This window comes from Sandarakinorhabdus limnophila DSM 17366 (genome assembly GCF_945882885.1).
In the GTDB taxonomy this organism is placed as follows: Bacteria; Pseudomonadota; Alphaproteobacteria; order Sphingomonadales; family Sphingomonadaceae; genus Sandarakinorhabdus; species Sandarakinorhabdus limnophila_A.
In genome coordinates this window covers 1-14,466 of record NZ_CAMCWT010000054.1, presented here as the reverse complement: position 1 = coordinate 14,466, position 14,466 = coordinate 1, and the positions used below count along the sequence as shown (strand labels likewise).

17 protein-coding genes, 1 tRNA gene and 3 pseudogenes are annotated in these 14,466 nt (G+C 66.3%); 10 read left to right on the top strand and 11 right to left on the bottom strand.

Going from position 1 to position 14,466, the window contains the following annotated elements:
• Positions 1-128 (top strand): annotated as a pseudogene (locus tag Q7O19_RS11115) (IS630 family transposase); the annotation flags it as partial.
• A 19-nt stretch (positions 129-147) separates the two neighbouring features.
• On the opposite strand, the gene dapE reads toward Q7O19_RS11115, so the two are convergent.
• From dapE to Q7O19_RS11100, 3 genes are read right to left on the bottom strand one after another with little or no spacing between them, the layout of a single operon-like run.
• Positions 148-1,293, bottom strand: a complete 1,146-nt coding sequence (dapE, locus tag Q7O19_RS11110) for a succinyl-diaminopimelate desuccinylase (RefSeq protein ID WP_303810575.1) — start codon at positions 1,291-1,293, stop codon at positions 148-150.
• Complete coding sequence (locus tag Q7O19_RS11105; RefSeq protein ID WP_303810574.1) at positions 1,293-2,003, bottom strand: DUF1499 domain-containing protein; 711 nt, start codon at positions 2,001-2,003, stop codon at positions 1,293-1,295. Before Q7O19_RS11105 ends, dapE begins: the two co-directional genes overlap by 1 nt.
• Positions 2,000-2,689 carry a glutathione S-transferase gene (locus Q7O19_RS11100; RefSeq protein ID WP_303810573.1) on the bottom strand — a complete coding sequence of 230 codons (690 nt, stop codon included), beginning with the start codon at positions 2,687-2,689 and terminating at the stop codon, positions 2,000-2,002. The genes Q7O19_RS11105 and Q7O19_RS11100 overlap by 4 nt, the downstream gene beginning before the upstream one ends.
• Before the next feature lie 103 nt (positions 2,690-2,792).
• Between Q7O19_RS11100 and aroQ the strand changes: the two genes are divergently transcribed.
• The 4 genes from aroQ to aat all read left to right on the top strand — a co-directional run bounded on the left by aroQ (position 2,793) and on the right by aat (position 5,890).
• Positions 2,793-3,239 carry a type II 3-dehydroquinate dehydratase gene (gene aroQ / locus Q7O19_RS11095; RefSeq protein ID WP_303810571.1) on the top strand — a complete coding sequence of 149 codons (447 nt, stop codon included), beginning with the start codon at positions 2,793-2,795 and terminating at the stop codon, positions 3,237-3,239.
• Positions 3,240-3,274: 35 nt separating this feature from the next.
• Complete coding sequence (gene accB / locus Q7O19_RS11090) at positions 3,275-3,787, top strand: acetyl-CoA carboxylase biotin carboxyl carrier protein (protein WP_303810569.1); 513 nt, start codon at positions 3,275-3,277, stop codon at positions 3,785-3,787.
• Positions 3,788-3,797: 10 nt separating this feature from the next.
• Positions 3,798-5,162 carry an acetyl-CoA carboxylase biotin carboxylase subunit gene (accC, locus tag Q7O19_RS11085; RefSeq protein ID WP_303810568.1) on the top strand — a complete coding sequence of 455 codons (1,365 nt, stop codon included), beginning with the start codon at positions 3,798-3,800 and terminating at the stop codon, positions 5,160-5,162.
• 77 nt (positions 5,163-5,239) lie between these two features.
• On the top strand, positions 5,240-5,890 hold the full coding sequence (gene aat, locus Q7O19_RS11080) for a leucyl/phenylalanyl-tRNA--protein transferase (protein WP_303810577.1): 651 nt from the start codon (positions 5,240-5,242) through the stop codon (positions 5,888-5,890).
• Between the two features lie 35 nt (positions 5,891-5,925).
• Here the strand turns inward: aat and Q7O19_RS11075 are convergent.
• The 3 genes and pseudogenes from Q7O19_RS11075 to Q7O19_RS11065 form a co-directional block, all read right to left on the bottom strand.
• Positions 5,926-6,270 (bottom strand): annotated as a pseudogene (locus tag Q7O19_RS11075) (DUF2155 domain-containing protein); the annotation flags it as partial.
• Positions 6,271-6,295: 25 nt separating this feature from the next.
• Positions 6,296-6,811 (bottom strand): outer membrane lipid asymmetry maintenance protein MlaD, encoded by a 516-nt coding sequence (mlaD, locus tag Q7O19_RS11070; protein ID WP_303810567.1) that lies wholly within the window; start codon positions 6,809-6,811, stop codon positions 6,296-6,298.
• The gene (locus Q7O19_RS11065; RefSeq protein WP_273434803.1) at positions 6,811-7,200 is read right to left on the bottom strand and encodes an NADH:ubiquinone oxidoreductase subunit NDUFA12; all 390 of its coding nucleotides are present in this window, start codon (positions 7,198-7,200) and stop codon (positions 6,811-6,813) included. Before Q7O19_RS11065 ends, mlaD begins: the two co-directional genes overlap by 1 nt.
• Before the next feature lie 98 nt (positions 7,201-7,298).
• Here Q7O19_RS11065 and Q7O19_RS11060 point away from each other — a divergent pair, with 98 nt between their 5' ends.
• Positions 7,299-8,516, top strand: coding sequence for a TCR/Tet family MFS transporter (locus Q7O19_RS11060; RefSeq protein ID WP_303810566.1), 1,218 nt, complete (start codon positions 7,299-7,301; stop codon positions 8,514-8,516).
• Here the strand turns inward: Q7O19_RS11060 and Q7O19_RS11055 are convergent, their stop codons facing one another.
• A complete protein-coding gene (locus Q7O19_RS11055; RefSeq protein ID WP_303810565.1) occupies positions 8,517-9,656 on the bottom strand; it encodes a pyridoxal phosphate-dependent aminotransferase in 1,140 nt (379 codons plus the stop codon).
• Positions 9,657-9,722: 66 nt separating this feature from the next.
• Here Q7O19_RS11055 and modA point away from each other — a divergent pair, with 66 nt between their 5' ends.
• From modA to Q7O19_RS11040, 3 genes are read left to right on the top strand one after another with little or no spacing between them, the layout of a single operon-like run.
• The gene (gene modA, locus Q7O19_RS11050; RefSeq protein ID WP_303810563.1) at positions 9,723-10,454 is read left to right on the top strand and encodes a molybdate ABC transporter substrate-binding protein; all 732 of its coding nucleotides are present in this window, start codon (positions 9,723-9,725) and stop codon (positions 10,452-10,454) included.
• Positions 10,451-11,116 (top strand): molybdate ABC transporter permease subunit, encoded by a 666-nt coding sequence (modB, locus tag Q7O19_RS11045; RefSeq protein ID WP_303810562.1) that lies wholly within the window; start codon positions 10,451-10,453, stop codon positions 11,114-11,116. The genes modA and modB overlap by 4 nt, the downstream gene beginning before the upstream one ends.
• Positions 11,109-11,801, top strand: coding sequence for an ATP-binding cassette domain-containing protein (locus Q7O19_RS11040; RefSeq protein ID WP_303810561.1), 693 nt, complete (start codon positions 11,109-11,111; stop codon positions 11,799-11,801). The genes modB and Q7O19_RS11040 overlap by 8 nt, the downstream gene beginning before the upstream one ends.
• Here the strand turns inward: Q7O19_RS11040 and Q7O19_RS11035 are convergent.
• Positions 11,798-12,229: a YqaA family protein gene (locus Q7O19_RS11035; protein ID WP_303810560.1), complete on the bottom strand. Its 432-nt coding sequence runs from the start codon at positions 12,227-12,229 to the stop codon at positions 11,798-11,800. The two genes, Q7O19_RS11040 and Q7O19_RS11035, sit on opposite strands and share 4 nt — an antisense overlap.
• A 21-nt stretch (positions 12,230-12,250) precedes the next feature.
• Positions 12,251-12,342 (bottom strand) — tRNA-Ser (locus Q7O19_RS11030).
• A 269-nt stretch (positions 12,343-12,611) separates the two neighbouring features.
• On the opposite strand from Q7O19_RS11030, the pseudogene Q7O19_RS11025 reads away from it, so the two are divergent.
• Positions 12,612-13,115: pseudogene (locus Q7O19_RS11025) on the top strand (DUF1134 domain-containing protein); the annotation flags it as partial.
• Here the strand turns inward: Q7O19_RS11025 and Q7O19_RS11020 are convergent.
• Positions 13,116-13,388, bottom strand: coding sequence for a hypothetical protein (locus Q7O19_RS11020; RefSeq protein WP_303810559.1), 273 nt, complete (start codon positions 13,386-13,388; stop codon positions 13,116-13,118).
• A 43-nt stretch (positions 13,389-13,431) separates the two neighbouring features.
• Positions 13,432-14,376, bottom strand: coding sequence for an NAD(P)-dependent oxidoreductase (locus Q7O19_RS11015; RefSeq protein WP_303810558.1), 945 nt, complete (start codon positions 14,374-14,376; stop codon positions 13,432-13,434).
• Positions 14,377-14,466 lie beyond the last annotated feature (90 nt).

Sequence of the window (14,466 nt, the reverse complement as noted above, 5' to 3'; positions counted from 1 at the left end):
GGCTGTCAAACCGCATCTTCAAATCCTACGACGACATCCTCGACCATTGCTGCTTCGCTTGGAACCGCCTCACCGATCAGCCTTGGCGCATCATGTCCATCGGACTGCGCCAATGGGCGCATGGGTGAATATCAGTGAGAGTTGGTATTAGGCCAGCGCCAGCGCCAGCACGGCCTCGTAGATCGCTGTCAGCCCCGTCACGTCGGCGACGGCGGCGTGTTCATCCACCTTGTGCATGCTCTGGCCGGGCAGGCCGAATTCGACCACCGGGCAGAGGCGGCGGATGAAGCGGGCATCCGATGTGCCGCCAGTGGTGGAGAGATCGGGCGTGAGGCCGGTGACATCGGTGATCGCGGCGCTGACCAGAGAGGACAGCGCGCCGGGTTCGGTGAGGAAGGCTTCGCCGGAAATCTTGACCTCGACGTGCGACGCCGGCGCATGGGTGGCGACGGTGGCGCGAATCCATTCGGAGAGGGACGCGCCTGTGTGCTCGTTGTTGAACCGAATGTTGAGCCGGGCGCGGGCCTGGGCCGGGATCAGGTTGGTGGCGGGGTTGCCGACCGACAGATCGGTGATTTCAAGGTTGGAGGCCTGGAACCAGGCATTGCCTTCATCCAGCACACGCGCCTTCAATTCAGCCACGATGGCCACCAGCCTTGTGATCGGATTGTCGGCCATATGCGGATAGCCGACATGGCCCTGCGCACCATTCACCGTGATCCAGGCATTCAGGCTGCCGCGCCGGCCGATTTTCATCATGTCGCCCAGCTTGTGCTGCGACGTTGGTTCGCCAACCAGGCAGAGATCGGGGACGAGACCCTGCGCTTCCATCCAGTCCAGCATCATGGTGGTGCCGAAGGTGGCGGGGCCTTCTTCGTCGCCGGTGATGATGAAGCTGAGGCTGCCCACCAAAGGCCCTTTGGCGAGGTGGCGGGCGGTGGCGGCGATCATGGCGGCGAGCGCGCCCTTCATGTCGGCGGCGCCGCGGCCGACGATGAAGCCATCTTTCACTTCGGCGGCGAACGGGTCCTCGTTCCAGCCGTTGAAATCGCCGGCCGGCACCACGTCGCTGTGGCCGGCAAAGGCGAAATGCGGGCCGGGCCCCCCGGCCAGCGTGGCGAAGAGATTATCCACCGGGCCATCAGGTTCGTGGCCGAAGGGCAGGCGGGTGCAGGCAAAGCCCAGCCCGGCCAGCGCCCGTTCCAGCACGTCCAGCGCGCCTTCATCGGCCGGCGTGACGCTGGGGCAGCGGATCAGGTCTTGGGTGAGGGCAACAGGATCAGGTGCGTTCATCACCCGGCTTTGCGCATTTCCGTGGCCACCCGGTCAAGATAGGCGGCAATGCGCCGCGCGTTGGCGCCGAGATCGCTTTCGCCGACGCGCGATTTGGAGCGCATATCGACGCGGGTGCCCGTGGGCGTGGCGGTCAGCCGGATGACGATATCATCGCGATAGCCCCACCACAGGCTGCGTTCCACCGCTTCGATGCGGCCGGCGGCGCGATCGGCCAGGATGATCTGCCAATCCTTTTCGCAGGCGGCCAACGCCACATCGAAGGCCTTGCCCTGTTCAACCGGCAAATCGAGCGGACGTACATCGGGATAGGCGCGTTCCTGTTGCGGGGCGAAGGCCGGGTTGTACTCGATTGGGCTGGCATCGGCGCCGCGCAGGGTGGCATCGATGGCCTGGAACGGCGGGGGGGTGGTGGTATCGGTGCTGATATCGTTGATCGGCGGCTTGTCCCCGGCGTTGATCACCACGGCGATCGGCACGGCAACAGCGGCAAAGCCAGCGGCCGCCGCAATCACCGTGACGGTGCCGCCACGCCGGCGCAGCAGTTGATACAGGCACCAGCAGGCGCCGATGCCGGCCAGCAGCGCAGCGGCGACGAACAGGCCAAGTGAGGCTTGCCAGCCGATCACGCCAAAGCGGTGCAGCGGCCCGGCGGCCAGCATCAGCACGGCGGCCACCAGCGTGGCACGGGCACTGTTGGCTGGGTTCATGCGCGCGTCTCCGCTGTGATCTTGATCTTGCCGGGGATGGGATAGCGGGTGAAGGGGAAATCCTCCTTCATCGCCTCGTCGCGCCACTCCACCATGAACGGGTGGGCCAGCACGCGATCGATATAGGCGCTGATCCTGGCGCTGACCGGCAGATGATAGGTTCTGATGCGGGTGCAGGTGGGGGCAAACATGATGTCAGCCGCGCCAAAGCGGCCGAACAGCCACGGCTCCCCGGTTTCTTCGCCGAAGCGGGTGAGCGCTTCTTCCCACAGGCTTTCGAGCCGGCGCACATCGGCCAGCACGTCAGCAGCGGCCACGAAGCCTGGTGCATAATGCTGCAGATCCATCGGGCAGGCGCTGCGCAGCGGGGCAAAGCCCGAATGCATTTCGGCGCACATGGCATAGGCCCGGCCGCGCGCGTGCATGTCCCGCGGCCAGAAACGATCATGCCCGGCCTTGTCGGACAGATAGAGCAGGACCGCCATCGAATCCCAGATCGCTTCGCCATGATCCCACAGCACCGGCACTTTGCCCGATGGCATGTCGGCCTTGGCTTCGCCGCTGATCCATTCGGGCGAATCCATCACCCGCAGTTCGGTTTCGAACGGCAGCAACGATTGCTTGGCGGCCAGCCAGCCGCGCAGCGACCAGCTGGAATAGGTGCGATTGCCGATGATGATCTTCATGGGTTGCGACTTACCCCCCTTTATTGCCGTGCAGCTTCGCCCAATCCGCGGCGGGGAGCAAGCCGCGCTTGGCAATTGGCGCGGTTCATGGTTTTGATGGGTGATGACCGACCAACCACTCGTGATGGTGCTGAACGGCCCCAACCTGAACCTGCTGGGCAGCCGCGAACCGCATATCTATGGCCATGAGACGCTGGACGATATTGCTGAGCGGCTGGAAGCGCAGGGGGCGGCGCTGGGCCTCGCGCTCGATGTCCGCCAGTCCAACCACGAAGGCCATATCGTCGATTGGCTGCACGAAGCCGGTGCGCGTGGTGCGCTGGCGGTGCTGCTTAACGCAGGGGCACTCACCCACACGTCTGTCGCCATTCATGATGCGATCAAGGGCATCGCCGTGCCGGTGATCGAGGTGCATCTTTCAAACCCTCACGCGCGCGAAGAATTTCGCCACACCAGCTTTGTGGCACGTGCGGCGAAAGGCACGATTTCGGGCTTCGGCGCGGCGTCTTACACGCTGGCGCTGGACGCGGCGGCTGCTTTACGGCAGTAAGCCGGGCTTCATTGGGGGCAAGAGACGGGATCATCATGTCTGACAGCAAAACTTCAGTGGTTGGGGGAATCGTGGTCGATACCGACCTGATGCATGAACTGGCCGAACTGCTGGACGCCAGAAATCTGACCGAAATCGAAGTGAAGGACGGGGATCGGACCATCCGCGTCGCCCGCACCGCGGCCGCTGTCACCATGGCCGCTGGCCCTGCCAGTTACGCTCCGGCCCCGCCGGCGGGCGGCTGGCCCGCACCGCCGCCGGCTGCGGCTGCCACGGCTTCTGCACCCTCTGGCGGCGGTGACGTGCGCAACCACCCCGGCCTGGTGAAATCGCCGATCGTCGGCACCGCCTATCTTACCCCGGAACCGGGTGCGCCGGCCTTCATCACCGAAGGTGCCACCGTCGCCGCCGGTGCCACGCTGCTGATCATCGAAGCCATGAAGGTGATGAACCCGATCACCGCGCCCAAAGGCGGCGTGGTGAAGGCCATCCTGGTGAACAATGAGCAGCCGGTGGAATATGACCAGCCGCTGGTGATTATTGAGTAAGCCTGCACCGATGTTCAAGAAGGTCCTGATCGCCAACCGGGGCGAAATCGCGCTGCGCGTCCACCGTGCCTGCCGCGAAATGGGTATCCGAACCGTGGCGGTGCACTCCACTGCCGACGCTGATGCCATGCACGTGCGGTTGGCCGATGAAGCCATCTGCATCGGCCCGCCGTCGGCGACGGACAGCTATCTGAACATCCCGGCGATCATTTCGGCGGCCGAAATCGCCCAGGCCGATGCCATCCACCCCGGCTATGGCTTCCTGTCCGAAAACGCGCGCTTTGCCGAAATCGTGCAGGAACATCGCATCACCTGGATCGGCCCGGATCCGGAACATATCCGCAAGATGGGCGACAAGGTTGAAGCCAAGCGCACCGCTGCCCTGCTGGGCTTGCCGCTGGTGCCAGGCAGCGATGGCCCGATCGAAACCATGGAAGAAGCGCTCGCGGTGGCCGAAATCATCGGTTACCCGGTGCTGGTGAAGGCCGCTTCGGGCGGCGGCGGCCGTGGCATGAAGGTGATCCCCGATGCCGCCAGCCTGCCCTCGCTGGTGAGCCAGGCCAAATCCGAAGCCAAGGCAGCCTTTGGCGACGATACCGTCTATATCGAGAAGTATCTTTCCGAGCCGCGCCACATCGAATTCCAGGTGTTCGGCGATGGCCATGGCGGCGCCGTCCATCTGGGCGAACGCGATTGCTCGTTGCAGCGCCGCCACCAGAAGGTGCTGGAAGAAGCCCCATCGCCGGCGCTCAACGCCGCCGAGCGCGCGCGTATGGGCGAAGTGGTGCGCGAGGCGATTTCCAAGCTGAAGTATCGCGGCGCCGGCACCATCGAATTCCTGTGGGAAAACGGCGAGTTCTTCTTCATCGAGATGAACACCCGCCTGCAGGTGGAACATCCCGTGACCGAAGCCATCACCGGGCTGGATCTGGTTCGCGAGCAGATCCGCGTTGCTGCCGGCCTGCCACTGTCGGTCACCCAGGACGAGGTGAAATTCGAAGGCCACGCCATCGAATGCCGCATCAACGCCGAAGATTCGAAGACGTTTGCGCCGTCACCGGGCCGGGTTACCGATTTCCACCAGCCCGGCGGCCTGCACGTGCGGGTCGATTCGGCGCTGTATGACGGCTACCGCATCCCGCCTTATTATGATTCGCTGATCGCCAAGCTGATCGTTTACGGCGCCAACCGCGATGAATGCCTGATGCGCTTGCGCCGCGCGTTGGAAGAGTTCGTTATCCAAGGGCCGAAAACCACGATCCCGCTGCACCAGGCGCTGATCGAGGATCCGGATTTCCAGAACGGCGATTATTCGATCAAGTGGCTGGAACGCTGGCTGGCCAAAAAGGCGGCCGAAGAGATTGCGGCCGATTGAAGCTCCTTTTCGGACGGGCCTGATCGGGGCATGCTGAACCCGTGACCCGTCCGCTCACCCATCGTCTCGATCCCGACATGCTGCTGCGTGCTTATGCCAGCGGCATTTTCCCGATGGCGGAACGCGCAGACAGCACGGACGTGTTCTGGGTGGAACCGCGCCGCCGCGGTGTGCTGCCGTTGGATGCGCTTCACATGCCGAAAAGTCTGGCCAAGACGCTTCGCCAGGAACGCTTCCGTTTCACCGCCGATCGCGCCTTTGCCGCCGTGCTGGAAGGCTGTGCCGAACCGGCGCCGGGGCGCAGCGAGACCTGGATCAACCCGCTGATCGCCGAAGCCTATGTTGCGCAGCACGCGCGCGGCCAGGCCCACAGCGTGGAGGCATGGACAGCGGACGGCGAGCTTGCCGGCGGGCTATACGGCGTGCGGCTGGGCGCGGCCTTCTTCGGCGAATCGATGTTCACCCGCGTTACCGATGCCAGCAAATGCTGCCTGGCGGCGCTGGTTGCGCGGCTGCGGCTGGGCGGGTTCCGGCTGCTGGATACGCAGTTTCTCACCAGCCATCTGGCCGGCTTTGGCGCCGTCGAGATCCCGGCGAAAGATTACCGGGCGCGGCTGTCGGCAGCGCTTTCGGGCACATCCGGCGATTTCTTTGCCGGCGATGACGGCGGCTTGGGCGAAGGCCCATCGGGAAAGCGCATCGTGCAGCTCTTGAGCCAGACATCATAGCGCGGGTGCTGCATGACATTCAGGCTGGGGCTTTCGGCATAGAGCCAGCCCGAAAACACCCGCTTCACTTGCCCGGCCAGCCGCTCATCGACCTGTAGGAACGCGCCCTGCAATTTTGGCCATTCCCATGGCGGCGTCGTCTCGCAGGTGCGCGCTGTGATGCGGATCCCGGCGAAATCGATGTCATGCCCGGGCTTCAGGGTGAGGAATCGCGTCTTGCCCGTGCGCTTGGCCAGTGCTCCGACCAGCAGCACACGCTCTTTGACCGGGGTGACCTGCGATACGCGCGGGGCGGGGGGCTTGGCGGGGGCAGGCGCAGGTGTTGCAGCGAGCGCAGGTGCCGGGGGCGGCGCCTCCTGCGCCAGCGTTGCAACCGCCATCAGGCTGGCGACCAGCGCCAGCGCTTCACTCGGCCGGGGCATTGCCGGCCGCTGGTTCGCTTGCTCCGGTCGCAGCGGGCGCATCGCCGCCGGAGCGGTTCACGACGCTGCCGATCAGGCCCATCAGATCGGGCGCACCCGATGTTTCGATGATCTCGCCGCCGTCTTTCAGCATGTCGGCCTCGGCGCCCGGCGCCAGCGCGATGAAATTGCCGCCCAGAAGGCCCTCGGATGAAACCGCCGCCGAACTGTCGATCGGCAGTTTCAGCCCGCGATCGACGGTCAGGCGCAGCACGGCCTGATAGCTGGTCGGGTCCAGCTCCAGCCCGACCACCTTGCCCACCTTGACGCCGGCGACCTTCACATTGGTGCCCAACGTGACGCCGCCGATATTGGGAAATCGCGCCGTGAGCGTGACGCCATCGCTGCCTTCACCGGCGCCAGTGCGGGCCCAGGCAAAGGCGACGAATCCGGCCGCAAGCAGCACCACGAACAGGCCGATCAATGCCTCGGCCAGATGGTCCTTCAGCGTGCCGGCCATCAGGCGTCAGGCGACCAGGCGCGATAATCGCCCGTGGTCGCCGCGCGCTGGCCGCCGGCGATCAGCGCGCCGCTGGGGGAATGGGCCAGCTTCGTGCCGGTGGCGTTGGGCGTCCATTCACGTTCCCACACGCGCGTCACCAGTGGGTTGGTACTTGGCGGCTCATTCACCGTTTTGTGCATCCACAAATGCCATTCCGGCGGGATGCGCGTGGCTTCGGGTTCGCCGTTGTAGATCACCCAGCGCTTTTGCGCCGCGCCTGTGCCGGAACGGTAATAGATGTTGCCCTGATCATCGCGCCCCACTTCCTCGCCATTGCGGGCGGTGAAGATGCGGGTGCCGAGGCCAGGGCCATTCCACCAGGTGAAGATCGTCTTGAGCACGGACACGTGTCGCTCCTTTGCCCACCCAAAACATTTTTGCCGCACCCGCGCAACCCCGGTGATGGCGGATAGGCGCGGACGCAAAAAGCCGCTACGCAGCCGGCGTGAACCGCGCGCTGGCATTCATCTTCATCACCGTTCTGATCGACGCCATCGGCTTTGGCGTCGTCATCCCGGTGTTTCCGCAGCTGATCGTCAAGCTGACGGGGCGTGATCTGGCGAACGCGGCCGAGGTTTCGGGCTGGATCGCCTTTCTTTATGCCAGCGTGCAGTTTCTGATGGGGCCGGTGATCGGTGGGCTGTCTGATCGCTTTGGCCGCCGCCCGGTGCTGCTGGCCAGCATGGCGGCGTTTTCTCTGGATTATGTGGTGATGGCCTTTGCGCCTACGCTGTGGTGGCTGGTGGCTGCCCGCGTGGTGGCCGGCATCACCGGCGCGACCTTCCCCACCGCCTATGCCTATATCGCCGACGTGACCCCGCCCGAAAAGCGCGGGGCGAACTTTGGCGTGATCGGCATGGCGTTCGGTTTTGGTTTCATCATCGGGCCGGCGCTGGGTGGTTTCGTGGCGCAGTTCGGCACCGAAGTGCCGTTCCTGGTGTCGGCCGGGCTGGCCATGGCCAATTTCCTTTATGGCCTGTTCCTGCTGCCGGAATCGCTGCCGCCCGAAAAGCGCCGCGCCTTCGAATGGCGCCGCGCCAATCCGGTGGGCGCGCTGATGCGGTTGAAATCGGCGCATCCGGTGGTGCTGATGCTGGCCGCGACCGTGTTCGTGTGGACGCTGTCCTACCAGTCACTCTATTCGATCTGGAGCTATCACGGCCAGTTGCGGTACGGCTGGACGCCGGAGCAGGTGGGCTGGAGCCTCGCAGCCGTGGGCGTTACCGGCGCCATCGTGCAGGGCTTTCTCGGCCGCAAGCTGATCCCACGCTTTGGCCAGCGCCGCATCATCGTCGTTGGCCTGATTTCGGCGGTGGCGGGCTATTCCACCTATGCGATGGCCGATGCAGGCTGGATGGTTTACCTCGGCATCGCCGTTTCGGCCTGTCAGGGCTTGGTGTTCCCCTGTTTGCAGGGCCTGATGTCGGCCGAGGTCGCGCCGAACGAACAGGGCGAGTTGCAAGGCGCCGTGGCCTCGATCCAGAGCCTTTCGGCCATTGTCGGCCCGCCGCTTATGACGACGGTGTTCGCGCGCTTCTCCGTCGCGGATGCGCCCATCTATGCGCCGGGGGCGCCGTTCGTCGTGTCGTTGGTTTTTGTTGGCATCACGGCGCTGATATTCTTCCGCGCCCATGCCGGGCGGCGGGTTGTGGCGGCGGAATAATCAGCCGCGCGCCTGAAACCACGGCGTCATCCGGGCGATCGCCTCACGCACCTGCGGCGTATCCACGGCAAAGCTGAAGCGCATGAAGTGGCGGCCCTCCACCGGATCGAAATCGATGCCCGGTGCGATCGCCAAGCCGGTATCCAACAATAACTGCTCGGCCAGCGCCATCGCATCGTCGGTGAGATGCGCCACATCGGCCCAGATGTAGAAAGCGCCATCGGGCGGGGCGATCTTCGTCAGGCCCATCGTCGGCAGCGCATCCAGCATCAACTGGCGGTTGACCGCATAGCGGGCGATGTGTCCCTCAAGTTCGTCAACACAGTCCATCGCCACCAGCCCGGCGTGTTGGGACAGGGTGGGGGCGGTGAGGAAGAGATTGCCCATGCGGGCGCGGGCGGAGTCGATCAGGTCTTCGGGTGCCACCAGCCAGCCCAGCCGCCAGCCGACCATCGAGAAATATTTGGAGAAGCTGTTCACCACAATCGCGTCCGGCGCATATTCCAGCGCGCTTGCCACCGGGCCAACGAACGACAGGCCGTGATAGATCTCGTCCGACACGATGCGGATGCCTCGCTCTGCACAAACGCGGGCGATGGCGGCCATTTCCTCGGCTGGGATGATGGTGCCGGTGGGGTTGGCCGGGCTGGCGATAATCACCCCGGCCGGCGCCGGATCGAGCGCGGCGAGGTGCGCCGCCGTGATCTGGTAGCGGCTTTCCGGGCCGCAGGCGATTTCCTGCACGATCATGCCCAGCGCGTGGCAATTGTTGCGATAGGCAACATAACCGGGGCGGGCCATGGCGATGACATCACCGGGCCGGAACGCCGAAGTGAGCGCCATCACCAGCGCCGGCGACGCGCCGCAGGACAGCACGATGCGTTCGGGCGCGACGTACACGCCGTGGCGGGACTGGTACAGGCCGGCGATGCGGGCTTTGAGTGGTTCCGATTCCCAATAGCTGCCGGGATCATTGTCCAGCACGGCGTGCGCGCGGGCGATTGCGGCAGCCGGCGCGCCGGTGGAGGGTTGGCCGAATTCCATGTGGATGATGCTGCGTCCCTCCGCCTCCAGCCGGCGGGCGAGGCGCGACAGGCGGATGGCGTGGAAGGGTTCAACAGGATCGTGGCGGTTCAGCATGACGGCGCGATAGCGGCTTTCGCTGCGCGTTGCACCTGTGGCGTGCGGCTGGCACAAGGCGCAGCAATGATCCGTCTGTTCCTGCTGTTGCTGTTGCTGTGCCTGGCCTGGCCAGCGCTTGCCGCTGACCCGGTGCCGGTGGCGGCGGCCGCCGATCTGCGGCTGGCGCTGCCGCCGCTGGTCCGCGGCCACGAGGCGCAGACGGGCACGCGCTTCAGCCTCAGCTTCGGCTCGTCAGGGCAGATGGTGCAGCAGGCGCTGAATGGCGCACCGTTCCAATTGCTGCTGCTGGCCGACGCCAGCCACGCGGATCGCCTTGCCGCCTCGGTGCCGGGGGCGGAGCGCCGGCCTTACGCGCTGGGCCGGCTGGCGCTGGTGGCAACGCGCGCCAGCGGCATCACCGATCTGGCCAGCCTGAAGGCCGCCATCCGCGCGGGCCGCATCCGTCACCTCGCTATCGCCAATCCGGCGCATGCGCCCTATGGCGTCGCCGCCCGCGCCGTGCTGGCCGGGCTGGGCGTAACCGGCGCGCCGTTGGTGCTGGGGGACAATGTCGCGCAGGCGCTGAGTTTCGTGTCAACGGGCGCGGCAGAGGCCGGGCTGGTGGCGCTGCCATTGGCGCGCGCCGCCAGCAGTGGTCTGATCGTGGTGCCGGTGTCGCGCGCGCTGCATCCGCCGCTTGTGCAGACGCTGGTGCTGATGCCCGGCGCCACCCCGGCCGCGCGCGGGCTGGCCGATCGCCTAACTGGGCCCAACGGCCGCGCCGCGCTGGCCCGGGCCGGGTTTGGCCTGCCGTGAACGGCGCTGATCTGACCGCGCTGCAGCTGTCGCTGGCGCTGGCAGCGGCAACCGTGGCGCTGCTGCTGCCGCTGGCGCTGCTGCTGGGCCATTGGCTGGCCACGACGCGCTGGCGCGGCCGGGCGCTGGCCGAAGCGTTGCTGCTGCTGCCGTTGCTGCTGCCGCCAACTGTGGTGGGCCTGGCGCTGCTGATTGGCATGGGGCCGGACAGTGTGATCGGGCGCGGCTGGCAGGGGATCACCGGCGGCCAACTGGTATTCAGTTTCGCTGGCATCCTGGTCGCCTCCGTGTTGGTCAACCTGCCGTTGATGGTGCAACCGGCGCAGCGGGCGTTCGAGGCAGTGGGCGATGATCTGCGCGCCGCCGCCGCCAGTTGCGGCCTGTCCCCGCTCAGGGCCTTCACCAAGGTGGAACTGCCGTTGGCCTGGCCCGGCCTTGCCACCGGCGCGGTGCTGGCCTTTGCCCACACGCTGGGTGAATTTGGCGTTGTGCTGATGGTGGGCGGCGCCATCCCCGGCGAAACAGCGACGCTCAGCCTGGCCATCTACGACCAGGTGCAGGCGTTCGACATGGAAGGCGCGGGCCGCCTTGCGCTGCTGCTGCTCGGCATCAGCCTGATCGCCATCACGCTGCTGTTCCTGCTGGGGCGCAAGCGTGGTTGAGGGCCTCACCGTCTCCCTGACCCGTGCTGGCCCGCTGGCCGTGGAGGCGGTCTTCCAGGTGCCACCGGGGCAAACGCTGGCGCTGGTCGGGCCATCGGGCGCCGGCAAATCGACGATCCTGAAGGCCATCGCCGGCCTGTTGCCGACCACCGGCACGGTGCGTGTGGATGGGCAGGACTGGCAGACAGGCCCCCACGGCCTGCCGGCCTGGCAGCGGCGGGTGGGCCTGGTGCTGCAGGGCGGCGGCCTGTTTCCGCACCTTGATGCGCTGGGCAATGTCACGATCGCGCAAACGTCGCCCGAACGCGATGCCGCGCTGGCGCTGCTGGCGGCCATGCAGATGGACGGGCCGGTGCTCGGCCGCCGCCCCGCCGGCCTGTCAGGCGGCGAACAGATGCGCGTGGCGCTGGCCCGGGCGCTGGCCCGCGCACCCGATGTGCTGCTGCTGGATGAGCCGTTCGCTGCCGTCGATCCACCCGTGCGCCGTGCGCTGATCGCGGCCGTGGCCAATGTCCGCCGCCAGAGCGCTGCCCCGATGATCATCGTCACCCACGATCTCGCCGAAGCCGCCGGCATCGCCGATGCCTGCGCCTTCATCGATGCGGGCCGCATTGTCGAACAGGGGCCGGCCGCGGCCGTGCTTGCCGATCCTGCCAGCCGGCTGAACCAGTGGCTGGCCGGCTAGAGCAGCGCCGCCAGCACGAGATACCGCCCGCCCTTGGCCAGCGTCACCAGCGCTAGGAACAACATGAAGGGCGTGCGCGCGGCGCCGGCCAGCACGGTGAAGCCGTCCCCCACCACCGGCAGCCAGCTGAGCAGAAGCGTGCCGACGCCCCAGCGATTGAACCAGGCCGCGCTGCGGTCCCAGCCAGCGGCGGACAGCGGGAACCAGCGGCGGTGACGCAAGCGATCAGCCATGCGGCCCAGCCCATAGTTGAGCACCGCGCCGCCAACATTGCCCACCGTGGCGACCAGCACCAGCAGCCAAGCCGGATGCTCGCCGGACAGCAGCAAGGCGGCGAGCACGATTTCGGATTGCGCCGGCAGAATGGAGCCGGCCAGAAAGGCGCTGGCGAACAGGCCGGCCAGCGCGGCAGCACTGGCGGGCCCCATCGCTAATTCTCACTTTTGCAGTGGCGGAGTCGGAGGGATTCGAACCCTCGGATCCAGTTACCCAGATCGGCAGTTTAGCAAACTACTGGTTTCAGCCACTCACCCACGACTCCGAGCGAGGCGGAGGCTATAGCCATGCCGCATGGGGCTTGGCAACAGGCTTTCGCGGCTGGCCCCGGCGGCGCCTGGCGGCTACAAGGCAGTTGTGGTGGCTCAGCCCCGGTTCAGGCTGGGAAGGCGAGACAGGATCCACATGATGGCGAGGGCCCGACAGATGCAGCAGATGATGAAGCAGGTGATGGCGTTAGCGTTGGTTGGGCTGCTGGCGGCGGGCCCGGCTCTGGCGCAGGAAGCCCAGACGGCGCCTGTGCCGGCGCCTGCCGCTGCTCCGCCGCCCGCCACCCAAACCTATGCCGAGGAAGATGCGCTGGGCGCCGCCGAGGACGTGTTTGGCAAGGGCGCCGAAGGCCTCGCCGAAATCGTTCGCAAGACCTTCAAGGATCGCGGCCAGCCCAATGCCTATATCGTTGGCCGCGAGGCCGGCGGCGCCTTCATCGTGGGTGTGCGCTATGGTTCGGGCATGCTGTACCACAAGGTGGAAGGTGAACGGAAAATCCACTGGACCGGGCCTTCGGTGGGCTTCGACATCGGCGGCGATGGTTCGAAGGTCTTCGCGCTGGTGTATAATCTGAACGACACCGAAGACCTGTACCGCCGCTATCCGGCCGCCGAGGGCAAGGCCTATCTGATCGGCGGCTTCACCGCCAACTATCTGCAGCGCGACAATATCGTGATCGTGCCGATCAAGCTGGGCGTCGGCTGGCGGCTGGGCCTGAACGGCGGCTATCTGAAATTCTCCAAGAAGGGCAAGGTGCTGCCCTTCTGATCAGTGGAAGATGCCAACGGCGAGCTCGGCCCACACCAGCAGCAGCATGGCAAGGCCACCAAGCATGCCCATGGTGCGCCACTGGCGGCGGGGCAGGACGGTGACGATTTCGAGAACGACACCGGTGGTGCCCAACAGCAGCGCGGCGGCCAGGAAATCGCTGGGGCCCCAGTTCATCTCGTCAGTGAACACCATGGCAAGCGCCGGGAGCAGCAGCAGGCCGGCGGCCAGGCTCCAGCCGGTTTTTCGGATGGTTGCGGCGGAAAGGGTCATCGGCAGTTCCTGTGGTGGCGCGAGGATGCGCCCCCGGCCTTGATCAATCAATCGCGCCCAGCAGCGGCTCGCCTGCACCCAGCCGGCGGATGTTTTCGACCAGCCGTTCCATGATGCGGCGGTTGATGTCGGGGTTGCTCCACGACACGTGCGGGGTAATGCGGCAGCGGGGATGCCCCTGCAGGCGGTGGCCGGCTGGCAGCGGTTCCGGATCGGTGACATCAAGGCTGGCCCACAGCCGGCCCTTGTCCAGTTCGGCCAGCAGTGCGTCCTGATCGATCAACCCACCGCGGCCGACATTGACGATGTGCGCCGTGGCCTTCATCCGCGCCAGCCGTTCGGCGTTCAGCAGATGCTGGGTGGCCGGCGTGATCGGGGCGGCCAGCACGAGATGATCGGCGCGGGCCACCACCTCGTCCAGCGGTGCGGTGCGTATATACGGATCGGGCGACGGCGCGGCACTGGCGCGGGCGGCAATGATCTCCATGCCGAAGGCGTGCGCATATTTCCCCACCTGCCGCGCGATATTGCCCAAGCCGATCAGGCCCAGCGTGCGCCCGTGCAGGGTGGCCAGCGGTTGATCGATGAACTGGGTGCGCTCAGGCCAATTCTCACCGGCTTTCAGCGTGATCGCGGCCAGTTGCTTGGCATGAGCCAGCATCACGGCCAGCGCATATTCGCCGATCGGGATGGCGGTGGTGCCTGATGCACTGGCGACGGCAGGCGCTTCGAACAGCCAGGGCGGATAATCATCGGCACCGGCGCTGGCCAGTTGCACCAGCTTCACGTTGCCGGGCCAGCCGGCGGGGCGCGGGGCATGATTGGCCTCGTCGCGATCATGGCCTTGCCCGTGCAGCACGAATAGCACATCCACATCCGTGGGCAGCGCCCAGCGATTTTCCTGCGGAATATGGGTGGCCGCAGTGATGCCGGGCAGGCCGGCGAGCATGGCCGACATCGGCGGGGCAAATTGGTGGGCGATGCGCATCTTGTCCTCCCTGATGGCCATCCCCTAGCGCGCCGCGATGCTGCCCGCTACAGGGCGAAGCGAAACTCAGGCACAAGAGGACGAAATGGC